15 protein-coding genes are annotated in these 16,445 nt (G+C 69.9%); 14 read left to right on the forward strand and 1 reads right to left on the reverse strand.

All coding sequences use genetic code 11. From position 1 onward, the window contains the following. The first annotated feature begins 13 nt into the window (after nt 1-13). The 14 genes from G406_RS0105350 (at nt 14) to G406_RS0105415 (ending at nt 16,060) form a co-directional block, all read left to right on the forward strand. On the forward strand, nt 14-1,609 hold the full coding sequence (locus G406_RS0105350; protein ID WP_051341672.1) for an ABC transporter substrate-binding protein: 1,596 nt from the start codon (nt 14-16) through the stop codon (nt 1,607-1,609). Continuing rightward, the gene (locus tag G406_RS0105355) at nt 1,576-2,595 is read left to right on the forward strand and encodes an ABC transporter permease (RefSeq protein ID WP_245607016.1); all 1,020 of its coding nucleotides are present in this window, start codon (nt 1,576-1,578) and stop codon (nt 2,593-2,595) included. Before G406_RS0105350 ends, G406_RS0105355 begins: the two co-directional genes overlap by 34 nt. Continuing rightward, nucleotides 2,588-3,496, forward strand: a complete 909-nt coding sequence (locus G406_RS0105360; RefSeq protein ID WP_028933031.1) for an ABC transporter permease — start codon at nt 2,588-2,590, stop codon at nt 3,494-3,496. Before G406_RS0105355 ends, G406_RS0105360 begins: the two co-directional genes overlap by 8 nt. Then, nucleotides 3,493-4,440: an ABC transporter ATP-binding protein gene (locus G406_RS0105365; RefSeq protein ID WP_028933032.1), complete on the forward strand. Its 948-nt coding sequence runs from the start codon at nt 3,493-3,495 to the stop codon at nt 4,438-4,440. The genes G406_RS0105360 and G406_RS0105365 overlap by 4 nt, the downstream gene beginning before the upstream one ends. Beyond that, entirely contained in the window at nt 4,437-5,117 is a 681-nt protein-coding gene (locus G406_RS44770) for an ABC transporter ATP-binding protein (RefSeq protein WP_245607017.1), read from the forward strand. The genes G406_RS0105365 and G406_RS44770 overlap by 4 nt, the downstream gene beginning before the upstream one ends. A 90-nt stretch (nt 5,118-5,207) precedes the next feature. Beyond that, nucleotides 5,208-6,209 carry a right-handed parallel beta-helix repeat-containing protein gene (locus G406_RS44775; protein WP_084215783.1) on the forward strand — a complete coding sequence of 334 codons (1,002 nt, stop codon included), beginning with the start codon at nt 5,208-5,210 and terminating at the stop codon, nt 6,207-6,209. Between the two features lie 207 nt (nt 6,210-6,416). Next, nucleotides 6,417-7,733, forward strand: a complete 1,317-nt coding sequence (hisD, locus tag G406_RS0105380; protein WP_028933033.1) for a histidinol dehydrogenase — start codon at nt 6,417-6,419, stop codon at nt 7,731-7,733. Then, nucleotides 7,730-8,833, forward strand: a complete 1,104-nt coding sequence (locus tag G406_RS0105385; protein ID WP_028933034.1) for a histidinol-phosphate transaminase — start codon at nt 7,730-7,732, stop codon at nt 8,831-8,833. Before hisD ends, G406_RS0105385 begins: the two co-directional genes overlap by 4 nt. Continuing rightward, a complete protein-coding gene (gene hisB / locus G406_RS0105390) occupies nt 8,830-9,429 on the forward strand; it encodes an imidazoleglycerol-phosphate dehydratase HisB (protein WP_028933035.1) in 600 nt (199 codons plus the stop codon). The genes G406_RS0105385 and hisB overlap by 4 nt, the downstream gene beginning before the upstream one ends. 26 nt (nt 9,430-9,455) lie before the next feature. Next, the gene (gene hisH / locus G406_RS0105395; RefSeq protein ID WP_028933036.1) at nt 9,456-10,082 is read left to right on the forward strand and encodes an imidazole glycerol phosphate synthase subunit HisH; all 627 of its coding nucleotides are present in this window, start codon (nt 9,456-9,458) and stop codon (nt 10,080-10,082) included. Between the two features lie 67 nt (nt 10,083-10,149). Continuing rightward, the gene (gene priA / locus G406_RS0105400; RefSeq protein WP_028933037.1) at nt 10,150-10,887 is read left to right on the forward strand and encodes a bifunctional 1-(5-phosphoribosyl)-5-((5-phosphoribosylamino)methylideneamino)imidazole-4-carboxamide isomerase/phosphoribosylanthranilate isomerase PriA; all 738 of its coding nucleotides are present in this window, start codon (nt 10,150-10,152) and stop codon (nt 10,885-10,887) included. A gap of 143 nt (nt 10,888-11,030) precedes the next feature. Next, complete coding sequence (locus G406_RS0105405; RefSeq protein WP_156934687.1) at nt 11,031-13,436, forward strand: UvrD-helicase domain-containing protein; 2,406 nt, start codon at nt 11,031-11,033, stop codon at nt 13,434-13,436. A gap of 55 nt (nt 13,437-13,491) precedes the next feature. Continuing rightward, entirely contained in the window at nt 13,492-13,998 is a 507-nt protein-coding gene (locus G406_RS0105410; RefSeq protein WP_037075164.1) for a MaoC family dehydratase, read from the forward strand. A 421-nt stretch (nt 13,999-14,419) separates the two neighbouring features. Further along, nucleotides 14,420-16,060 (forward strand): HNH endonuclease signature motif containing protein, encoded by a 1,641-nt coding sequence (locus tag G406_RS0105415; RefSeq protein ID WP_169736613.1) that lies wholly within the window; start codon nt 14,420-14,422, stop codon nt 16,058-16,060. Here the strand turns inward: G406_RS0105415 and G406_RS0105420 are convergent. Further along, nucleotides 16,057-16,431, reverse strand: a complete 375-nt coding sequence (locus tag G406_RS0105420) for a PPOX class F420-dependent oxidoreductase (protein WP_028933041.1) — start codon at nt 16,429-16,431, stop codon at nt 16,057-16,059. The genes G406_RS0105415 and G406_RS0105420 overlap by 4 nt on opposite strands. Between the last annotated feature and the right edge of the window lie 14 nt (nt 16,432-16,445).

Consider the following 16,445-nt stretch of genomic DNA (forward strand, 5'->3'; position numbering starts at 1 on the left):
TTAGCGTCTCAGCATGCCGCGTCGTGCCTGGACAGTGATCGTGTCGGCGCTCGCGGCGGGAGCGGTCGCCTGCTCGGCCCCCACCGAGACACCGGGCGCGGCGGAACCGGGCGGCTCGGACGGCACCTCGATGGTGCTGGCCGACGGCTACGAACCTGAGACGCTGAACCCACTGCTCGGCTACGCCCAGGAGGGCGCGTCGAAGCTCTTCGACGGCCTCCTGGGCTACGACGCGCAGCGCAGGCTGGTCCCCGCGCTCGCCGACCGGCTGCCGGTCGCCTCGCCCGACCAGCGGTCCTGGACGGTCACGCTGCGCCAGGGGGTGCGCTTCCACGACGGCACGACGTTCGACGCCGACGACGTGGCCGCCACCTACCGGACGCTGCTCGACCCGGCGTCCGGCTCCACCGTGCGGTCCGACATCCGCATGCTGGCCTCCGTCGCGGCCCTCGATCCGCGCACGGTCAGGTTCGACCTGGGCGAGCCGTCCGCGACGTTCCCCAGCAGGCTCACGATGGGCATCCTGCCCGCCGAGTCGTTCGCCGGCGGCGGCCCGCTGGTGTCCTCATCGGTCAACACACACCCGGTCGGCACCGGGCCCTACCGGCTCGGTGAATGGCGCAGGGGCTCCAGCATGGTGCTCACCGGGAACCCCGACTACTGGGGCGGGGCGCCGAAGGTCAGCAGGTTGACCGTGGTGTTCGCGATCGACGACAACACCAGGGCGCAGCGGATGCACTCCGGGGAGTTCGACGGCACGGTGCTGCCGCCCGCGCTCGCCGAGACCTTCACCGGTCAGGGCTACCGCGTGCTGCACCACCGGACGGCGGACTACCGCACGATCACACTGCCCAGCGCCAACCCGGTGACCGCCGACCCGGCGATCCGGCTCGCGCTCAACCACGCGGTCAACCGGCAGGGGATGATCGACGCGCTGATGGCCGGGCACGGGGCGCCGGCGGCCACCCCGATCCCGCCGGTGCTGTCGGAGTACGTCGAGCCGACGGCCACGTTCCGCTTCGACCCCGCGGAGGCCGCTCGGATCCTCGACGCGGCGGGCTGGGTCCGGGGGCCGGACGGGACCCGGGCGCGCGGCGGCATGCCGGCCCGGTTCACGCTGATGTACTCGGCGAGCGACTCGATCCGCAAGGACCTGGCCCAGGCGTTCACCTCGGACGCACGAGGTGTCGGGATCGACGTCGAGCTGGCCGGTCTCGGCTGGGAGGCGATCGAGCCGAGGATGGGCACGGACGCGCTGGTGCTGGGTGGCGGCAACCCGTTCGACCCGGAGATCGTGAGCTACCCGCTGCTGCACTCCTCCTACTCCGGCGACGGGTTCAACAACCCGGGCAGCTACCACAACGCGGAGGTGGACGCGGCTCTCGACGCCGCCCGCCGAGCGACCGACCCCGCAACCCGGGCCGCCGAGCTGAGGACCATGCAGCGTGCCTACGTCGCGGCGCCCGGCTTCGTCTTCCTGGTGTTCCTCGACCACTCCTACGTGACCCGTGACCGGTGGTCGGGCTACCAGGAAGTCGTCGAGCCGCACACGCACGGAACCACCTGGGGGCCGTGGTGGAACGTCGAGGACTGGACGCCCACGCGGTGATCGCTCCGGAGAGACGCCGTGCCGCCGTGCGGCTGGCGCTGCGCCGCCTCGTCCTCGCCGTCCCGGTGCTGCTGGTCGTCGCGGTCGGGGTGTTCCTGCTCGGTGCAGCGTCGCCGTTCAAGCCGATCTACCAGTACTACGGCGTGGACGTGTTCCGCGCGACCGAGCAGGAGCTGGCCGCGACCAGGACGCTGCTGGGCATGGACGACTCGGTGTTCACCCAGCTCGGCAGGTGGCTCGGTGGTCTGCTCAGCGGCGACCTGGGGATCAGCCGGTCCTTCCGGCAGCCGGTCGCCGAGGTGCTCGCGGAACGGCTGCCGTGGACCCTGCTGCTGGTCAGCGTCGCCCTCGTGGTCGCGGTGGTGCTCGCCGCCGTGCTCGGCGTCGCCGCGGCGTGGCGCCAGGGCGGCTGGCTGGACCGGGTGGTGACCGCGATCGGGCATGCGCTGGAGGGCATTCCGTCGTTCATGCTGGGGCTGGGCGCGATCGCGGTGTTCGCGCTCGGTCTGTCCTGGTTGCCGGTCGCGGGGCTCACCGATGCCGGTGCCGCCCCGACGGCCGGGCAGGTGAGCAGACACCTGGTCCTGCCTGCCCTCGTGCTGGCCGTGTCCCAGATGCCCTGGCTGGTGCTGCACCTGCGCGCGTCGCTGCTCACCGCGCTCGCCGAGGAGCACGTGACCGGTGCGCGGGCGCGCGGGCTTCCCGAGTGGCGGGTGATGCTGCGTCACGCGCTGCCCACCGCGCTGCTGCCGTTCGTCACGCTGCTCGGCGCGCGCATCCCGGAGCTGGTGACCGGTGCGGTGCTCGTCGAAGAGGTGTTCTCCTGGCCGGGCATCGCCGAGGCCGTGGTGACCGCCGCGCTCGCGGTGGACTTCCCGATGATGGCCGCGCTCGCCGTACTGGCCACCGCCGCGGTGCTGGTCGGCTCGCTGTTCGCGGACGTCGCCGTCGTGCTCGCCGACCCGAGAGTGGTGGCCGATGGTTGAGCTGCCCGGACCCGGCATCGCGTGGCGGCCGGCCGGTCGGCCGAGAGCGGGAACCCCGAGGGGCCGTTGGGGCGCCGGTAGGGCCAGGGCACGGTTGGTCGCGGGCACGTGGGGGCTGGCGTTGCTCGTCGCGGCGGCGGTGTTCGTCCCGTGGCTGGCCGAGTTCGACCAGCGGCTGATCGACTATGCCCAGCTCAGACGGCCACCAGAGCTCGCGCACCCATTCGGTACCGACGCGGCCGGCCGCGACCTGTTCTTGCGTTCGCTCGTCGGTCTACGGATCTCGCTGCTCGTCGCCGCGGTCTGCGCGGTGGTCTCCACACTGGTCGGGGTGATCTTCGGGGCGGCGTCAGGGGTGCTCGGTGGCTGGACCGACCGGGTGCTCATGCGCGTCGTCGACACGATCAACGCGGTGCCCCACCTGCTGCTCGGCATCGTGATCGTGTCGCTGTACCGGGGCTCGGTGCTCGCGGTCATCGCGTCCATCGCGCTCACCCACTGGACCGGGGTGGCCCGGATCGTGCGCGCGGAGGTGCTGTCGCTGCGGGACCGGCCCTACATCGACGCGGCCATCTCCGGCGGCGCCTCGCGTGGCCGCGTGCTGCGGCGCCACCTGATGCCGGCGGTGATCCCACAGGCCGCGCTGTCCTCGGTGCTGCTGCTGCCGCACGCGGTGTGGCACGAGACCGCGCTGAGCTTCCTCGGGCTCGGACTGCCGCCGCATCTGGCGAGCATCGGCAACATCCTGGGTGAGGCGAGACGTGAGGTGCTGCTCGGTTCGTGGTGGGTGGTGGTTCTGCCGTCCGCGCTGCTGATCGCCACGGTGCTGGCGGTCGCCGGCGTCGCGGCGTGGTGGCGGGACCGCAGCGTGCCGCGTCGACGGTCGGAGCTGGCGCTGTGACGGTCGTGCTCGAGGCCGATCGCCTGTCGGTGCGGTTCCGGCTGGGTTCCTCTCGGCGGGGCTCGGTCGTGTCAGCGGTGTCCGACGTGTCGTTCGCACTACGTGCCGGACGGCTGTTCGCGCTGGTCGGCGAGTCGGGCTGCGGGAAGTCCGTCCTGGCGACCACGCTCATGGGGCTGCTACCGGCGAACGCCGACGTACGGGGCGCGGCGTGGCTGCGCGGCGAGACGGACGTCGAGCTCACCACCGCGCCGGAGAAAGTCCTGCGTGACCGGGTGCGCGGCCGCTCGATCGGGCTGGTCCCGCAGTCGGCGGCGACATACCTCACACCGGTACGGACGGTCGGCGCCCAGCTGCGGGAAGCGATCTCGGTGCTCAGGCCCGGAACCGACGCCGACGCGGCTTCGGTCGCCGGCATCCGACGGGTCGGGCTGGCTCCCTCGGCGCTGGCGAAGTTCCCGCACGAGCTGTCCGGCGGCATGGCGCAGCGGGTCGGGGTGGCGATGGCGCTGGCCGGTGAGCCGAAGGTGATCCTCGCCGACGAACCGACGGCCGGGCTCGACCGCGACCTCGTCGATCTCACAGTGGAGCTGCTCGCCGGCCTCGCGGCATCTGGGCACGCCGTGCTCATGGTCACGCACGACCTGCGTGCCGTGCGTCGGGTCGCCGACGACCTGGCGGTGATGTACGCGAGCCGCCTCGTCGAGTCGGGCCCCGCCGAGGAGCTCTTCGCGCGGCCGTGGCATCCCTACACGCAGGGTCTGCTCGGTGCGCTGCCCGACGGGGGGTTCGTGCCGATCCCGGGCGAACCTCCCGAGCTCACCGACCTGCCGCCGGGCTGCGCGTTCCGTCCGCGCTGCCCGGCCACCGAGCACTGCACGGACACGGTCGAGCTGAGCCGGCACGGGGAACGCGCCGTTGCGTGTCGCGAGGTGCCGGTGTGACGGGGTTGCGCGGTGAGCGGCTCGTCGCGGGTTACCGCCGGGGTGAACCCGTAGTGGACGGGATTGACATCGAGCTGCGGCCCGGAGAGGTTCTCGGTATCGCCGGTGCGAGTGGCTGCGGGAAATCCACACTGGTCAGGGTGCTCGCGCTGCTGCACCAACCGTGGTCGGGGACGGTGAAGCTGGATGGTGAGCAGATTCTCGGTTCCCGTTATCAGGTTTCTCAGCGAGCCCGCACGCGTATCGGGGTCGTGTTCCAACAACCCCGGCGCTCGGTCGACCCCCGGCTGACGCTGCGCGAGCTCGTAGCCGAGCCGCTCCTCGCCTCGGGGCAGGCGTCGACAGCCGATCCGGTGGCCGAGGTGGTGACCCGCGTCGGGCTGACCGCAGAGCTGCTGAGCCGCCGCCCGCACGAGGTGAGCGAGGGCCAGCTGCAGCGGGCGTGCCTGGCCAGGGCCATGATCCTGCGTCCGAGGTACCTGCTGTGCGACGAGATGACCGCGATGCTCGACGCGTCCACCACCGCGTCCCTGGTGCGGGTCGTGCTCGACTACGTCACCGACACCGGGGCGGGCGCACTCGCGGTGAGCCACGACGAACCGCTGCTGTCGGTATGGGCGGACCGGATTTCCCGGCCGTGGGGTAGCCGCGATATCAGCTTCTCGATTGACGAGTAAAGTCGCCGACGAGCACTTCTCAGGACGCGATACAGCGATGTCTTACTGCACCCGTCCTCAATCGGGCTGAATTCTCCTAAAGGGACGTCTATGAAGTCATTTACGCTGCCGCGCTGGCCGCGTCGACTGTCGCTGGCCGTAGGGCTGGTCTGTGTCGCGGTCACTCTCGCGGCCTGCGGCGGTGCGCCGCCCGTCGTGCGTCCGAGCGGGCCCGCGCAACCGGTCACCGCAACGTCCCCGGACGGCAAGGGTGCCATCCGCCCGCTGCCGGCTCCCTCGGGATGCACCGACAACGTGATCGACGGTGCCGGCATGACCCAGGCGCTGCGGTCCGCGGCTCCCGGTGACGTGGTGTGCCTGCAGGGTGACATCAGCGACACCCGCGCGGTCATCCAGCAGTCCGGGACGCCGCAGGCCCCGATCAAGATCCTCGGTGGTGGCAAGGCACTGGTGAAGGGCGTGACCGTCGAGGGCGACAACATCGTCGTCTCCGGCATCAACGCGGTGAACCCGGCCGCGCCCGGCATCTCGCTGGACGGCAACAACATCACCTTGGAGAACTCCACGTCGATCAGCCCGCGCGGCGACGACGGTGACGCGGTCCGGTTCTGGGGCTCGAACATCACCATCAAGCACAACACCATGCGCAACACGATCCCCGGGCCGCAGAAGGCGCACGCGGACTGCATGCAGACCTTCGCCACCGACGCCGATCACGTGGCCAGCCAGAACGTCCTGATCGACAACAACCGGTGCGAAGACATCTCCAACATGTGTCTGATCGTGGAGGGGCCGAACAGCGTCGCTGGCGACGGCAGCGGCATCGGCGCCACCTCGAACATCACCTTCAGCAACAACTACTGCCAGAACCGCGCGTCCCAGGCGCTGCAGATCGACGACACGCAGAAGCTGACCGTCACCAACAACGACATCGTCGGCGACGGCTTGGACAAGGCCTTCGCACTGCAGAACAAGTCGACCGGCGCCAAGATCAGTGGCAACAAGCTGAACAGCAAGATCAAGTACGAGGTCGGGATGGACGACTCGTCCCGCCCCGGCTACATCGGCCCGGAGGTCGGCGGCGACCCGTGATCCGGAGTCTGGCGGACCCGGGTTCCTAGTGCCGGGGAACGAGGTCGTCTTACCCGCCTCCGGCGCCCAGGCAGGCGCCCCGCCGCGTTGTCGGTACGGCCCGATACAACAGCGGTATCGGGCCGTGCCCATCACATGACCCGCTGCGCTGCCCTGGCCACCGGATCCGGGCAAGGAACCTCGTTCCCCCGGCACTAGAATTAGAGGATGCTGACTCGGACCGATCTACGTGAGGGCGTGCCTGCTACGGCCGCGTTGCGAGCACTTCTTCCTCGGGCCGAAGTGGACGTCGATGCGGTGCTCGAGCGGGTGCGCCCGATCGTCGCGGACGTGGCCGAGCGTGGCGTGCCCGCCGTGCTGGATCTCGCGGAGAAGTTCGACAAGGTCCGGCCCGAGCGGGTGCGGGTACCCGAGGCGGAGCTGAGCCGGGCACTGCGCGAGCTGGACCCCTCGGTGCGCGACGCGCTGCAGACCTCGATCGACCGCGCGCGGCTGGTGCACGACGACCAGCGGCGTAGCGAGACGGTCACGAAGGTGACCGAGGGCGGCACCGTCACCGAACGGTTCGTGCCGGTCCACAGGGTCGGGCTGTACGCACCGGGCGGGCTCGCCGTGTACCCGTCCAGCGTCGTGATGAACGTCGTACCCGCGCAGGCCGCCGGCGTCGAGTCGCTGGTCGTGTGTTCACCTCCGCAGTCGGAGTTCGGTGGCCTGCCGCACCCGTCGATCCTGGCCGCCGCCGCGATGCTCGATGTGGACGAGGTTTGGGCGGTCGGCGGCGCACAGGCGGTCGCGCTGCTGGGTTACGGCGGTGTCGACACCGATGGTGCCGACCTCGAACCGGTCGACGTGGTGACCGGGCCCGGCAACATCTACACGACCGCGGCGAAGCGTCTGCTGCGCGGCCTGATCGGGATCGACGCCGAGGCGGGCCCCACCGAGATCGCGATTCTCGCGGACCACACAGCCGATCCGGTGCACGTGGCGGCCGACCTGATCAGCCAGGCCGAACACGACCCGCAGGCGGCATCGGTGCTGGTCACCGACTCGACCGAGCTGGCCGACGCGGTCGACGCCGAGCTGGACAAGCAGGTCGCGGCCACCAAGCACACGGAACGGATCCGCACCGCGCTGACCGGCAGGCAGTCCGGCACCGTGCTCGTCGCCGGTGTCGACGACGGCCTGCGGGTGGTCGATGCCTACGCCGCCGAGCACCTGGAGATCCAGACCGAGGACGCTTCGGCGGTGGCCCGGCGGGTGCGCAACGCGGGTGCGATCTTCGTCGGACCGTGGGCGCCGGTGTCACTCGGTGACTACTGCGCCGGGTCCAACCACGTGCTGCCCACCGGCGGCTGCGCACGCCACTCGGGAGGGTTGAGCGTGCAGACCTTCCTGCGCGGCATCCACGTCATCGAGTACACCGAGGAGGCGCTACGCGAGGTGGCCGACCGCGTCGTCACGCTCGCCGACGCCGAGGACCTGCCCGCGCACGGTCAGGCGGTCAGCGCGAGGTTCGGCCGATGAGCGCGATCGGTTCGGAGGTCACGCTCGACTCGTTGCCGCTGCGCGACGACCTGCGCGGCCGCACACCGTACGGCGCGCCGCAGCTCGACGTCGCCGTACGGCTCAACACCAACGAGAACCCCTACCCGCCGCCGCCCGAGCTGGTCGCCGAGCTGGCCGAGGAGGCACGGACGGTGGCGGCGCAGCTGCACCGTTACCCGGACCGTGACGCCGTCGCGCTGCGGACTGATCTCGCCGCCTACCTCACCCGGGTCACCGGGGTGGCGGTGGACACGGCCAACGTGTGGGCGGCCAACGGCAGCAACGAGATCCTGCAGCAGATCCTGCAGGCCTTCGGCGGTCCGGGGCGCTCGGCGCTGGGCTTCGAGCCGTCGTACTCGATGCACCCGATCATCGCCTCCGGCACCCGCACCGAATGGGTACCGACCCCGCGCAGGGACGACTTCACCCTGGACGCGCCCGCCGCGGCGAAGCTCGTGGTCGAACATGCCCCCGATGTGGTGTTCGTGACCAGTCCGAACAACCCGACGGGCGGTTCGATAGAGCCGGACGACCTGGCCCGGCTGGTCGAGGCCGCGCCCGGGATGATCGTCGTCGACGAGGCGTACGTGGAGTTCTCCGATCGGCCCAGTGCCGTCGGTCTACTCGGTGAGTACAGCCACAAACTGATTATCAGCCGCACCATGAGTAAAGCGTTCGCCTTCGCCGGGGGCAGGCTCGGCTATCTCGCCGCCGCACCTGCCGTCGTCGACGCGTTGCAGCTGGTCCGGCTGCCGTACCACCTGTCAGCGCTCACCCAGGCCGCCGCGCGGGTGGCGCTGCGACACGCCGACGCGACACTCGGTTCCGTCGCGTTGTTGCGCGCCGAACGGGAACGAGTGGTTGCCGAGCTGGCCGCCATGGGGTATCGAGTAATTGCCAGTGACTCGAATTTCGTGTTGTTCGGCGTCTTCGAGGACGCCCACGCGAGCTGGCAGGCCTTCCTGGACCGCGGTGTGCTGATCCGAGACGTCGGTATCTCGGCCCACCTGCGCGTGACCATCGGCAGGCCGGAGGAGAACGACGTGTTTCTGCAGGCTGCTAAGGAGATCGCACAGTGAGCCGGACCGGTCGGGTTGAACGGATCACCAAGGAGTCGAAGGTTCTCGTCGAGCTGGACCTCGACGGGACCGGGCACACCGAGATCGGGACCGGGGTTCCGTTCTTCGACCACATGCTCACCGCAGTGGGCAAGCACGGGGCGCTCGACCTCGTGGTACGCGCGACCGGCGACATCGAGGTCGACGTCCACCACACGGTCGAGGACGTGTCGATCGTGTTCGGACAGGCACTGCGCCAGGCACTCGGTGACAAGGCGGGCATCCGTCGCTTCGGCGACGCCTGGATTCCGATGGACGAGTCGCTGGCGCAGGCCGTGATCGACGTCTCGGGCCGTCCGTACTGCGTGCACACCGGCGAGCCGGAGAGCATGGCCGGTTTCGTGGTCGGCGGGCACTATCCGACGGTCCTCAACCGGCACGTCTTCGAATCGATCGCCTTCCACGCGGAGCTGGCGCTGCACGTGCGGGTACTCGGCGGCCGCGACCCGCACCACATCACCGAGGCCGAGTTCAAGGCGCTGGGCAGGGCCTTGCGCGCCGCGGCGGCTCCCGACGACCGCATCACCGGCATCCCTTCGACCAAGGGCGTCCTGTAGATCCGGATGCGTAAACTGACCACGTGATCGTTGTTCTGGACTACGGGTCGGGCAATCTGCGGTCCGCCGAGCGGGCTCTGCAACGCGTCGGCGCGGACGTTCGGGTGACCGCCGACGCCGACGAGGCGCTCAACGCCGACGGACTGGTGGTCCCGGGTGTCGGTGCGTTCGCCGCGTGCATGGAGGGCATCCGCGCCGTCGGTGGCGACAAGATCATCGATCAGCGGCTGTCCGGTGGCAGGCCGGTCCTCGGTATCTGTGTGGGTATGCAGGTGCTGTTCGACCTCGGCGTCGAGCACGGCGAGCGCACCGAAGGGTGTGGTCAGTGGCCGGGCACGGTCGAGCGGCTGCACGCGGACGTCCTGCCGCACATGGGCTGGAACACGGTTCGGGTACCTGCCGGTTCGACCTTGTTCGCGGGTCTCGACGAGGACACGCGGTTCTACTTCGTCCACTCCTTCGCGGTGCGCACGTGGCAGCTCGTCGCGGAGGAACCGTTCCAGGCGCCGAAGGTCACCTGGGCCAACCACGGTGAGGACTTCGTGGCGGCGGTGGAGAACGGGACGCTGATGGCGACCCAGTTCCACCCGGAGAAGTCCGGCGACGCGGGTGCCGCGGTGCTGCGGAACTGGCTGCGCGAGGTCGTCGGCTGACCCGCCTCGCGCGACGGTCACCCCGCCCTGTGCAGCGGCGACAGGGCAACTACTACGCTGCTGGCCTGTGAGCTTCGTACTTCTGCCGGCCGTGGACGTGGCCGATGGTCAGGCCGTCCGGTTGGTCCAGGGCGCTGCCGGGACCGAGACCGATTACGGCAACCCGTTGGACGCCGCGCTGGCCTGGCAGCGAGACGGCGCAGAATGGGTGCATCTCGTCGACCTGGACGCAGCCTTCGGTCGTGGCTCGAACGCCGAGCTGCTCGCCGAGGTCGTCGGCCGGCTGGACGTCGCGGTCGAGCTGTCCGGTGGTATCCGCGACGACGAGTCGCTGGCCAGGGCACTGAGCACCGGTTGTGCGCGGGTGAACCTCGGTACCGCGGCGTTGGAGGACCCGACGTGGTGCGCGAAGGCGATCGCCGAGCACGGCGACCGGGTCGCTGTCGGTCTCGACGTGCGGATCACCGAGCAGGGGCACCGGCTCGCCGCGCGTGGGTGGACCACCGACGGCGGTGACCTGTGGGAGACCCTCGCGCGGTTGGACGCCGACGGTTGTGCCCGCTACGTCGTCACCGACGTCAGCAAGGACGGCACGTTGCGCGGGCCGAACCTCGAGCTGCTCCGTGATGTCTGCAAGGCCACCGATGCGCCGGTGATCGCCTCCGGTGGCGTATCCACGGTCGCGGACCTGGTGGCGCTCGCCGGGCTGGTGGGAGAGGGCGTCGAGGGCTCGATCGTCGGCAAGGCGCTGTACGCGGGCCGGTTCACGCTTCCCGAGGCGTTGACCGCGGTGGCGCAGAGCTGAGAGGTCCCGGCTTCGGCGTGGAAACGCCGGCGCATTTCGCCCGCTATTATTGACGATTGAGAGAGCCGACGAAATTCGGCGCGAATTATAGCGGATGCGGGGTTTTGTTGTCCAACTCTCATCATGAGTCGTCTCGTCATGCGGTGTCTCGCCATGAAGGAGAACTGCGCGAAGAGCAGACTTACCTGGTCGGCCTGTACAAGCGGTTGGACGCCGAACGGGTGTGGGTGTCGAAGGCATTGGACGCCGCGCTGCAGGACAGCGGTGAGACCAGCCTCGAAGCTCGCTGGCTGCGGGACGCGGCCGTGGACACCTGGTCGGATCGCAAGCGCAGGCTGCGGGTCGCGGACAGCGGGCTGTGCTTCGGCCGGATCGACACCGAGCGCGACGGCCCGTTGCACGTCGGTCGCATCGGCCTGTCGAAGGACGACACCGCGAACAGCCCGGAGCAGGCCGAGTCGACCGAGGTCGACGTCAGCCGCTCGCTGCTGATCGACTGGCGGGCGCCGGTGGCGCGACCGTTCTACACGGCCACGGGTGCGAACCCGGAAGGCATCTCCCGTCGCCGCCGGTTCCGCACCCGGGGCCGCGCGCTCGTCGACTTCGCCGACGAACGGTTCGGCGACAACGCCTCCGGCGAGGACGACGGTTCGGACGCGGCGCTGCTGGCCGCGATCAGCGAGGCTCGCAGCGACGGCATGCGAGACATCGTCGCGACCATCCAGGCGGCGCAGGACGAGGTGATCCGGCTCGGATCGACGGGCGTCGTGGTCGTGGAGGGCGGCCCGGGCACCGGGAAGACCGCCGTCGCGCTGCACCGCGTCGCCTACCTGCTCTACGAGCACCGCGAGCGCATGGCCCGGCGCGGTGTGCTGCTGGTCGGCCCCAACCCCGGGTTCCTCGACTACGTGAGCGGCGTGTTGCCCGCGCTCGGCGAGACCGACGTGGTGTTCACGACCCTCGGGACGCTGATGCCCGGCGTGCGCACGGCACGTCAGGACGGCCAGGACGCCGCGCGGATCAAGGGCAGCGAGGTCATGGTCGAGGTGCTGGAGGCAGCGGTGCTGGACCGCCAGCGGATCCCGCACGACGACGATCCGATCGAGATCGAGCTCGACGACGTGACCCTGTGGTTGGACGCCGAGATCGGCACGCTGGCCAGGGACGCGGCACGCGCCAGCCGTCTCGTGCACAACCAGGCCCGCGCGGTGTTCGACCATCACGTGATCGAGGCGCTGACGTTGCGCGCGGTGGCGAAGATCGGCGCCGGCTGGCTGAACCCCGAACAGCCCGACCCGATGGCCGTCGAGGTCGCCGCGGAGCTGGGTGAGGCGGAGGAGGACGACGGGCTCGCCGAGAACCTCACCGCCGACGTCCGTGCCGAGCTCTCCGGCAGCATCGCGCTCGCCGCGGAGCTGGACGAGCTGTGGCCGATGCTCACGCCACAGCGGCTGCTCGCCGAGCTGTTCAGCTCACGGGACCGGCTCGAGGTCGCCACGACGATGCTGTCCTCCGACGATCGTGAGGCGCTGTACCGGGAGAACGGCCGCGCCTGGACGGTCTCCGACGTCCCGCTGCTGGACGAGGCGGTCGACATGCTCGGCTCCGACGGGACCGAGGAAGGGCCTGCCGACTACTCCGCCGACTACCTCATCTCCGCCGAGGACGACGACGAGGAGCCGCCGGTGGACCCCGAGGAGCTCGACTACGCCGAGGGCGTGCTGGAGATCCTCGACACCGAGGAGGACCCGGACGAAGAGGTCCTGCGCGCGGTCGACCTGATGGCCGCCGACCAGCTCGCCGAACGCCAGGGAGAGCTGGACCTGCGCAGTCTCGCCGAGCGCGCCTCCTCCGACCGGAACTGGACCTACGGCCACGTCGTGGTCGACGAGGCACAGGAACTGTCCGAGATGGACTGGCGCGCGCTGATGCGCCGCTGCCCGACCCGCTCGATGACGATCGTCGGCGACCTGGCGCAGCGCGAGTCTCCCGCCGGAGCCGGGACCTGGTCGTCGATGCTGGACAAGCACGTGCCGGAGCGCTGGGCGTACCGGCAGCTGACGGTCAACTACCGCACGCCCGCCGACATCATGGACGTCGCGGCCTCGGTGCTCGCCGAGGTCGACCCGAGCCTGCGTCCGCCGGCCTCGGTCCGGCGAACCGGTGTGGCGCCCTGGGCACGCGAGGTCGCGCCGGGCACGCTCGCCGACGGGGTGCGCCGCGCCCTGGGCGAACTGACCGATGAGGTGGAGGGGACGGTGGCCGTCATCGCGCCGTCGGGGACCCTGCTGCCGACGGGGCTTTCCTCGTCGACCGTCGACGGACGCGACGTCGCGGTGCTCACCCCGCACGCCGCGAAGGGCCTGGAGTTCGACGCGGTCGTGCTGTGCGAACCGGAACGCATGCTGGACGGATCCCGGGCCGGCGCGGCCGAGCTGTACGTCTCCCTGACCCGGGCGACCCAACGGCTGGGAGTGCTGCACAGCACGCCGCTGCCTCGGTGCCTGTCCGGTCTGCGGGTCGACGTGCCGCAGTCGGTGGCCAGCTGAACGGTGTGACGACGGTTGCGCGTGAGCTGAATTGTTGCTGTGCCAGGGTGGACGTATGACGCAGCATGCCGTGCGCACCAGGACACTCAGCGCCACCGACTTCGCCGTCCCACCCGAGGACCGGTACTTCGAGGACTACACCGAAGGGGCCGTGTACGAGTACGGCCACGTGTCGGTCAGCGAGGACGAGATCGTGCGTTACGCGGAGCAGTTCGATCCGCAGCCGATTCACATCGACCGTGAGTTCGCCGCTACCGGGCCGTTCGGCGGGTTGATCGCCAGCGGGTGGCATTCCTGTGGATTGATGATGCGGCTGCTCGCCGACCACTACCTGTCCCGGGTGGCGAGTCTCGCGTCGCCAGGGGGTGATGAGCTGCGGTGGGCCGTTCCTGTCCGGCCCGGTGACCAGTTGCGTCTCCGTACTACGACCCTGGAGACCCGGGCGTCGCGCACCAAGCCTGATCGCGGCATCCTGCGTACTCGGATCGAGCTCGTCAATCAGGATGATCTGGTTCCGGTGAGTCTGGTTGCCATGAACATGATGCGTAAGCGGTCTGTCTAGTTCTCGGGACTGCCCAGCGTCTGGTTGACACGGAGTTCTGTGCGAGAGCTCCAGCGGCGGCGGGCGTGGACCGACCAGAGCTGTTGGAGCGTGCAGAGCTGTTGGAGTGTGCAGGGCCTGTTCACGCGGTTGCGTGAGGCCGTCCAGCCTTGGCCGGTGAGTTCGGCAGTGATGTAGCGGTAGCCGAACTCGGGGTCGTCGTGGTGGACGTCGAGAGCGGCGTTGATCAGGTGTGCGTCGTCGTGGTCGCGGTGGGAGACGGGTTTGGCGCTCCCCTCTTCTGGTCGCGTTGTGTGGGTGGTCGGGGTGGGTCTGATCGCGTTTGTTCTGGCTGTGACCGTTTGCCGCTGGTTGGGGTCTGTTGGCTGGTTGACCTGCTGATTTCCTGTTTTTGTCGGTGTTCGAACGTATGATCGATGGCATGCAGGGTGGGGTGTCGGTCGGTTCCTGGCTCGCGGGTATCCCCGCCGGGCCAGTCCTCGGTGCTGTCCTCTCCGCCCTCGACATGAACGCCGTGTCCGATGACTACGTCGTCGATGTGCTGCAGGCCTGTTCTCGTCAGCGCGCGCATGTCGAAGGGCTGTACACGGCTGCGGTCGCCACGGTGGTGCAACGTGGTTCGGTTGTGGGGTCGGAGCAGTACGCCTCTGATGAGGTGCGGGCCGCTTTGACGTTGTCGCGGAACCGGGCGCGGACCGAATGCGACTTCGCCCAGATCCTGTGCCTGGAGTTGCCGGCGGTGCATGCGGCGATGGTGGCGGGGCTGATCGACCGGGATCGGGCGATGGTGTTCACCCATCACCTCGCCGGCCTGCCCGAAGACCTGACTGCCACTGTGATCGCCCGGATACTGCCGATCGCGCCAGGGTTGACCACCGGGCAACTGCGGGCCCGAATCCTGAAGCTGATCATCACGGTGGAGCCGGACCGGGCCGAGGACCAGTACGAGCAGGCCCTGGCTGATCGGATGGTGGTGGGCTACCTCGACTCGGCGGGTACCGCCACGGTCACCGCGACCGGCCTGCCACCGGATGAGGCCGCGGCGGCGACTGAGCGGATTGCGAAGCTGGCGCTGGCCGCGAAACGTGCGGGGCATCCGGGCCGGATCGATCAGCTGCGTGCCGATATCTTCCTGCGGTTGTTGGATGGGCGGTTCCATCATCTGACCTGCGCTCAGATGGTCGCCGCGCTGCTGGCCGAAACCTCCCCACCAGCCCCGACCACTCAACCAGCACACACCGAACGGGCGGACACCGAGCCGGCCGATGTCGAGCTGGTCGACGCCGCATGGGGTGCTGAGGAATCGGTCGACATCGAGCCGGGCGAGATTGAATCCGGCGCTGAAGAGCAGGTCGAGATGGTGGGGCGGGTGTCGGGGATCGAGGTGCGGGCCCGGCTCGACACCCTTGCCGGGCTCAACAACCTGCCGGGTGAGCTGCCTGGCTGGGGCCCGATTCTGGGGTCGGTCGCTCGGCGCGCCACGGCCCGCCAGCATGGTGGTCAGTGGCGGTGGGTGGTCACCGACGCCGATGGCTATCTGATCGCCGAAGGCATCACCCGCCGCCGACCAGCCACCGGCCCACCCGGCTACCGCGCCGAAGGCGGGATCGTGGAACTGGCGATCCCCGCCACCATGCTCGCGCGGCTGGTCAAAGACCCACCCCGAGCCTGGGCGAAGGTGATCACCGACATCGCCGCCCAGTATCAGCGGCTCCGCGAGCGGGACCGGGTAGAGAGGTTGGATGCCCAGCCGGGGCGGCGACATCCGGCGAGTGCGCTGCGGCGGTACACCCAGATTCGGGATCGCACCTGCACCGCTCCGGGCTGTCGCCGATCAGCGGTGCAGTCCGAACTCGACCACACCCACGACATCCAGCACGGCGGGCCCACCACCACAACCAACCTGGCACCCGCCTGCGCACACGATCACGCACTCAAACACAAAGGAGGCTGGAAGGTCACCCAACCTCGACCGGGTTACTTCCGCTGGAAGAGCCCACTCGGCCGCATCTATCCGACCAGGGGCGAACCCATCACCGACCCCGATCCGCCCCCGTTCTAGAGCTTCAGCCGGATACCGATCGTGCCTTCTGTGCCTCTGCGCAGTGTGCTGCCGAAGACGGTGAGGCGGCCCAGCAGGCCGTAGCGGGACACGATGAGCTTGCGGGCCCGGTCCGAGCCTTCGGCGTCCATCAGCTCGGCGCGCGCGGCGGTGTCGGCGCCGGTCGGGACTCCTCGCGCGGTGCAGGGGGCAAGCCGGACGTTGCCGTCGCGGCGGATGCGTTTCACCTTGCCCGAGTCGACGGCGGTCCAGACGATCAGGCTGTCGCCGTCGCGCGCGGCCCACAGCGGGGTCGGCACGGGTGTTCCGTCGCGGCGGAAGGTGGTCAGCAGCAGGTAGGAGCTGTCCGCGAGCCTGGTGATCTCGTCCACACCCGAACTGTGCC

It is taken from the genome of Actinospineispora spinosispora DSM 44797 (genome assembly GCF_000429025.1).
Taxonomy (GTDB): domain Bacteria; phylum Actinomycetota; class Actinomycetes; order Mycobacteriales; family Pseudonocardiaceae; genus Pseudonocardia; species Pseudonocardia spinosispora.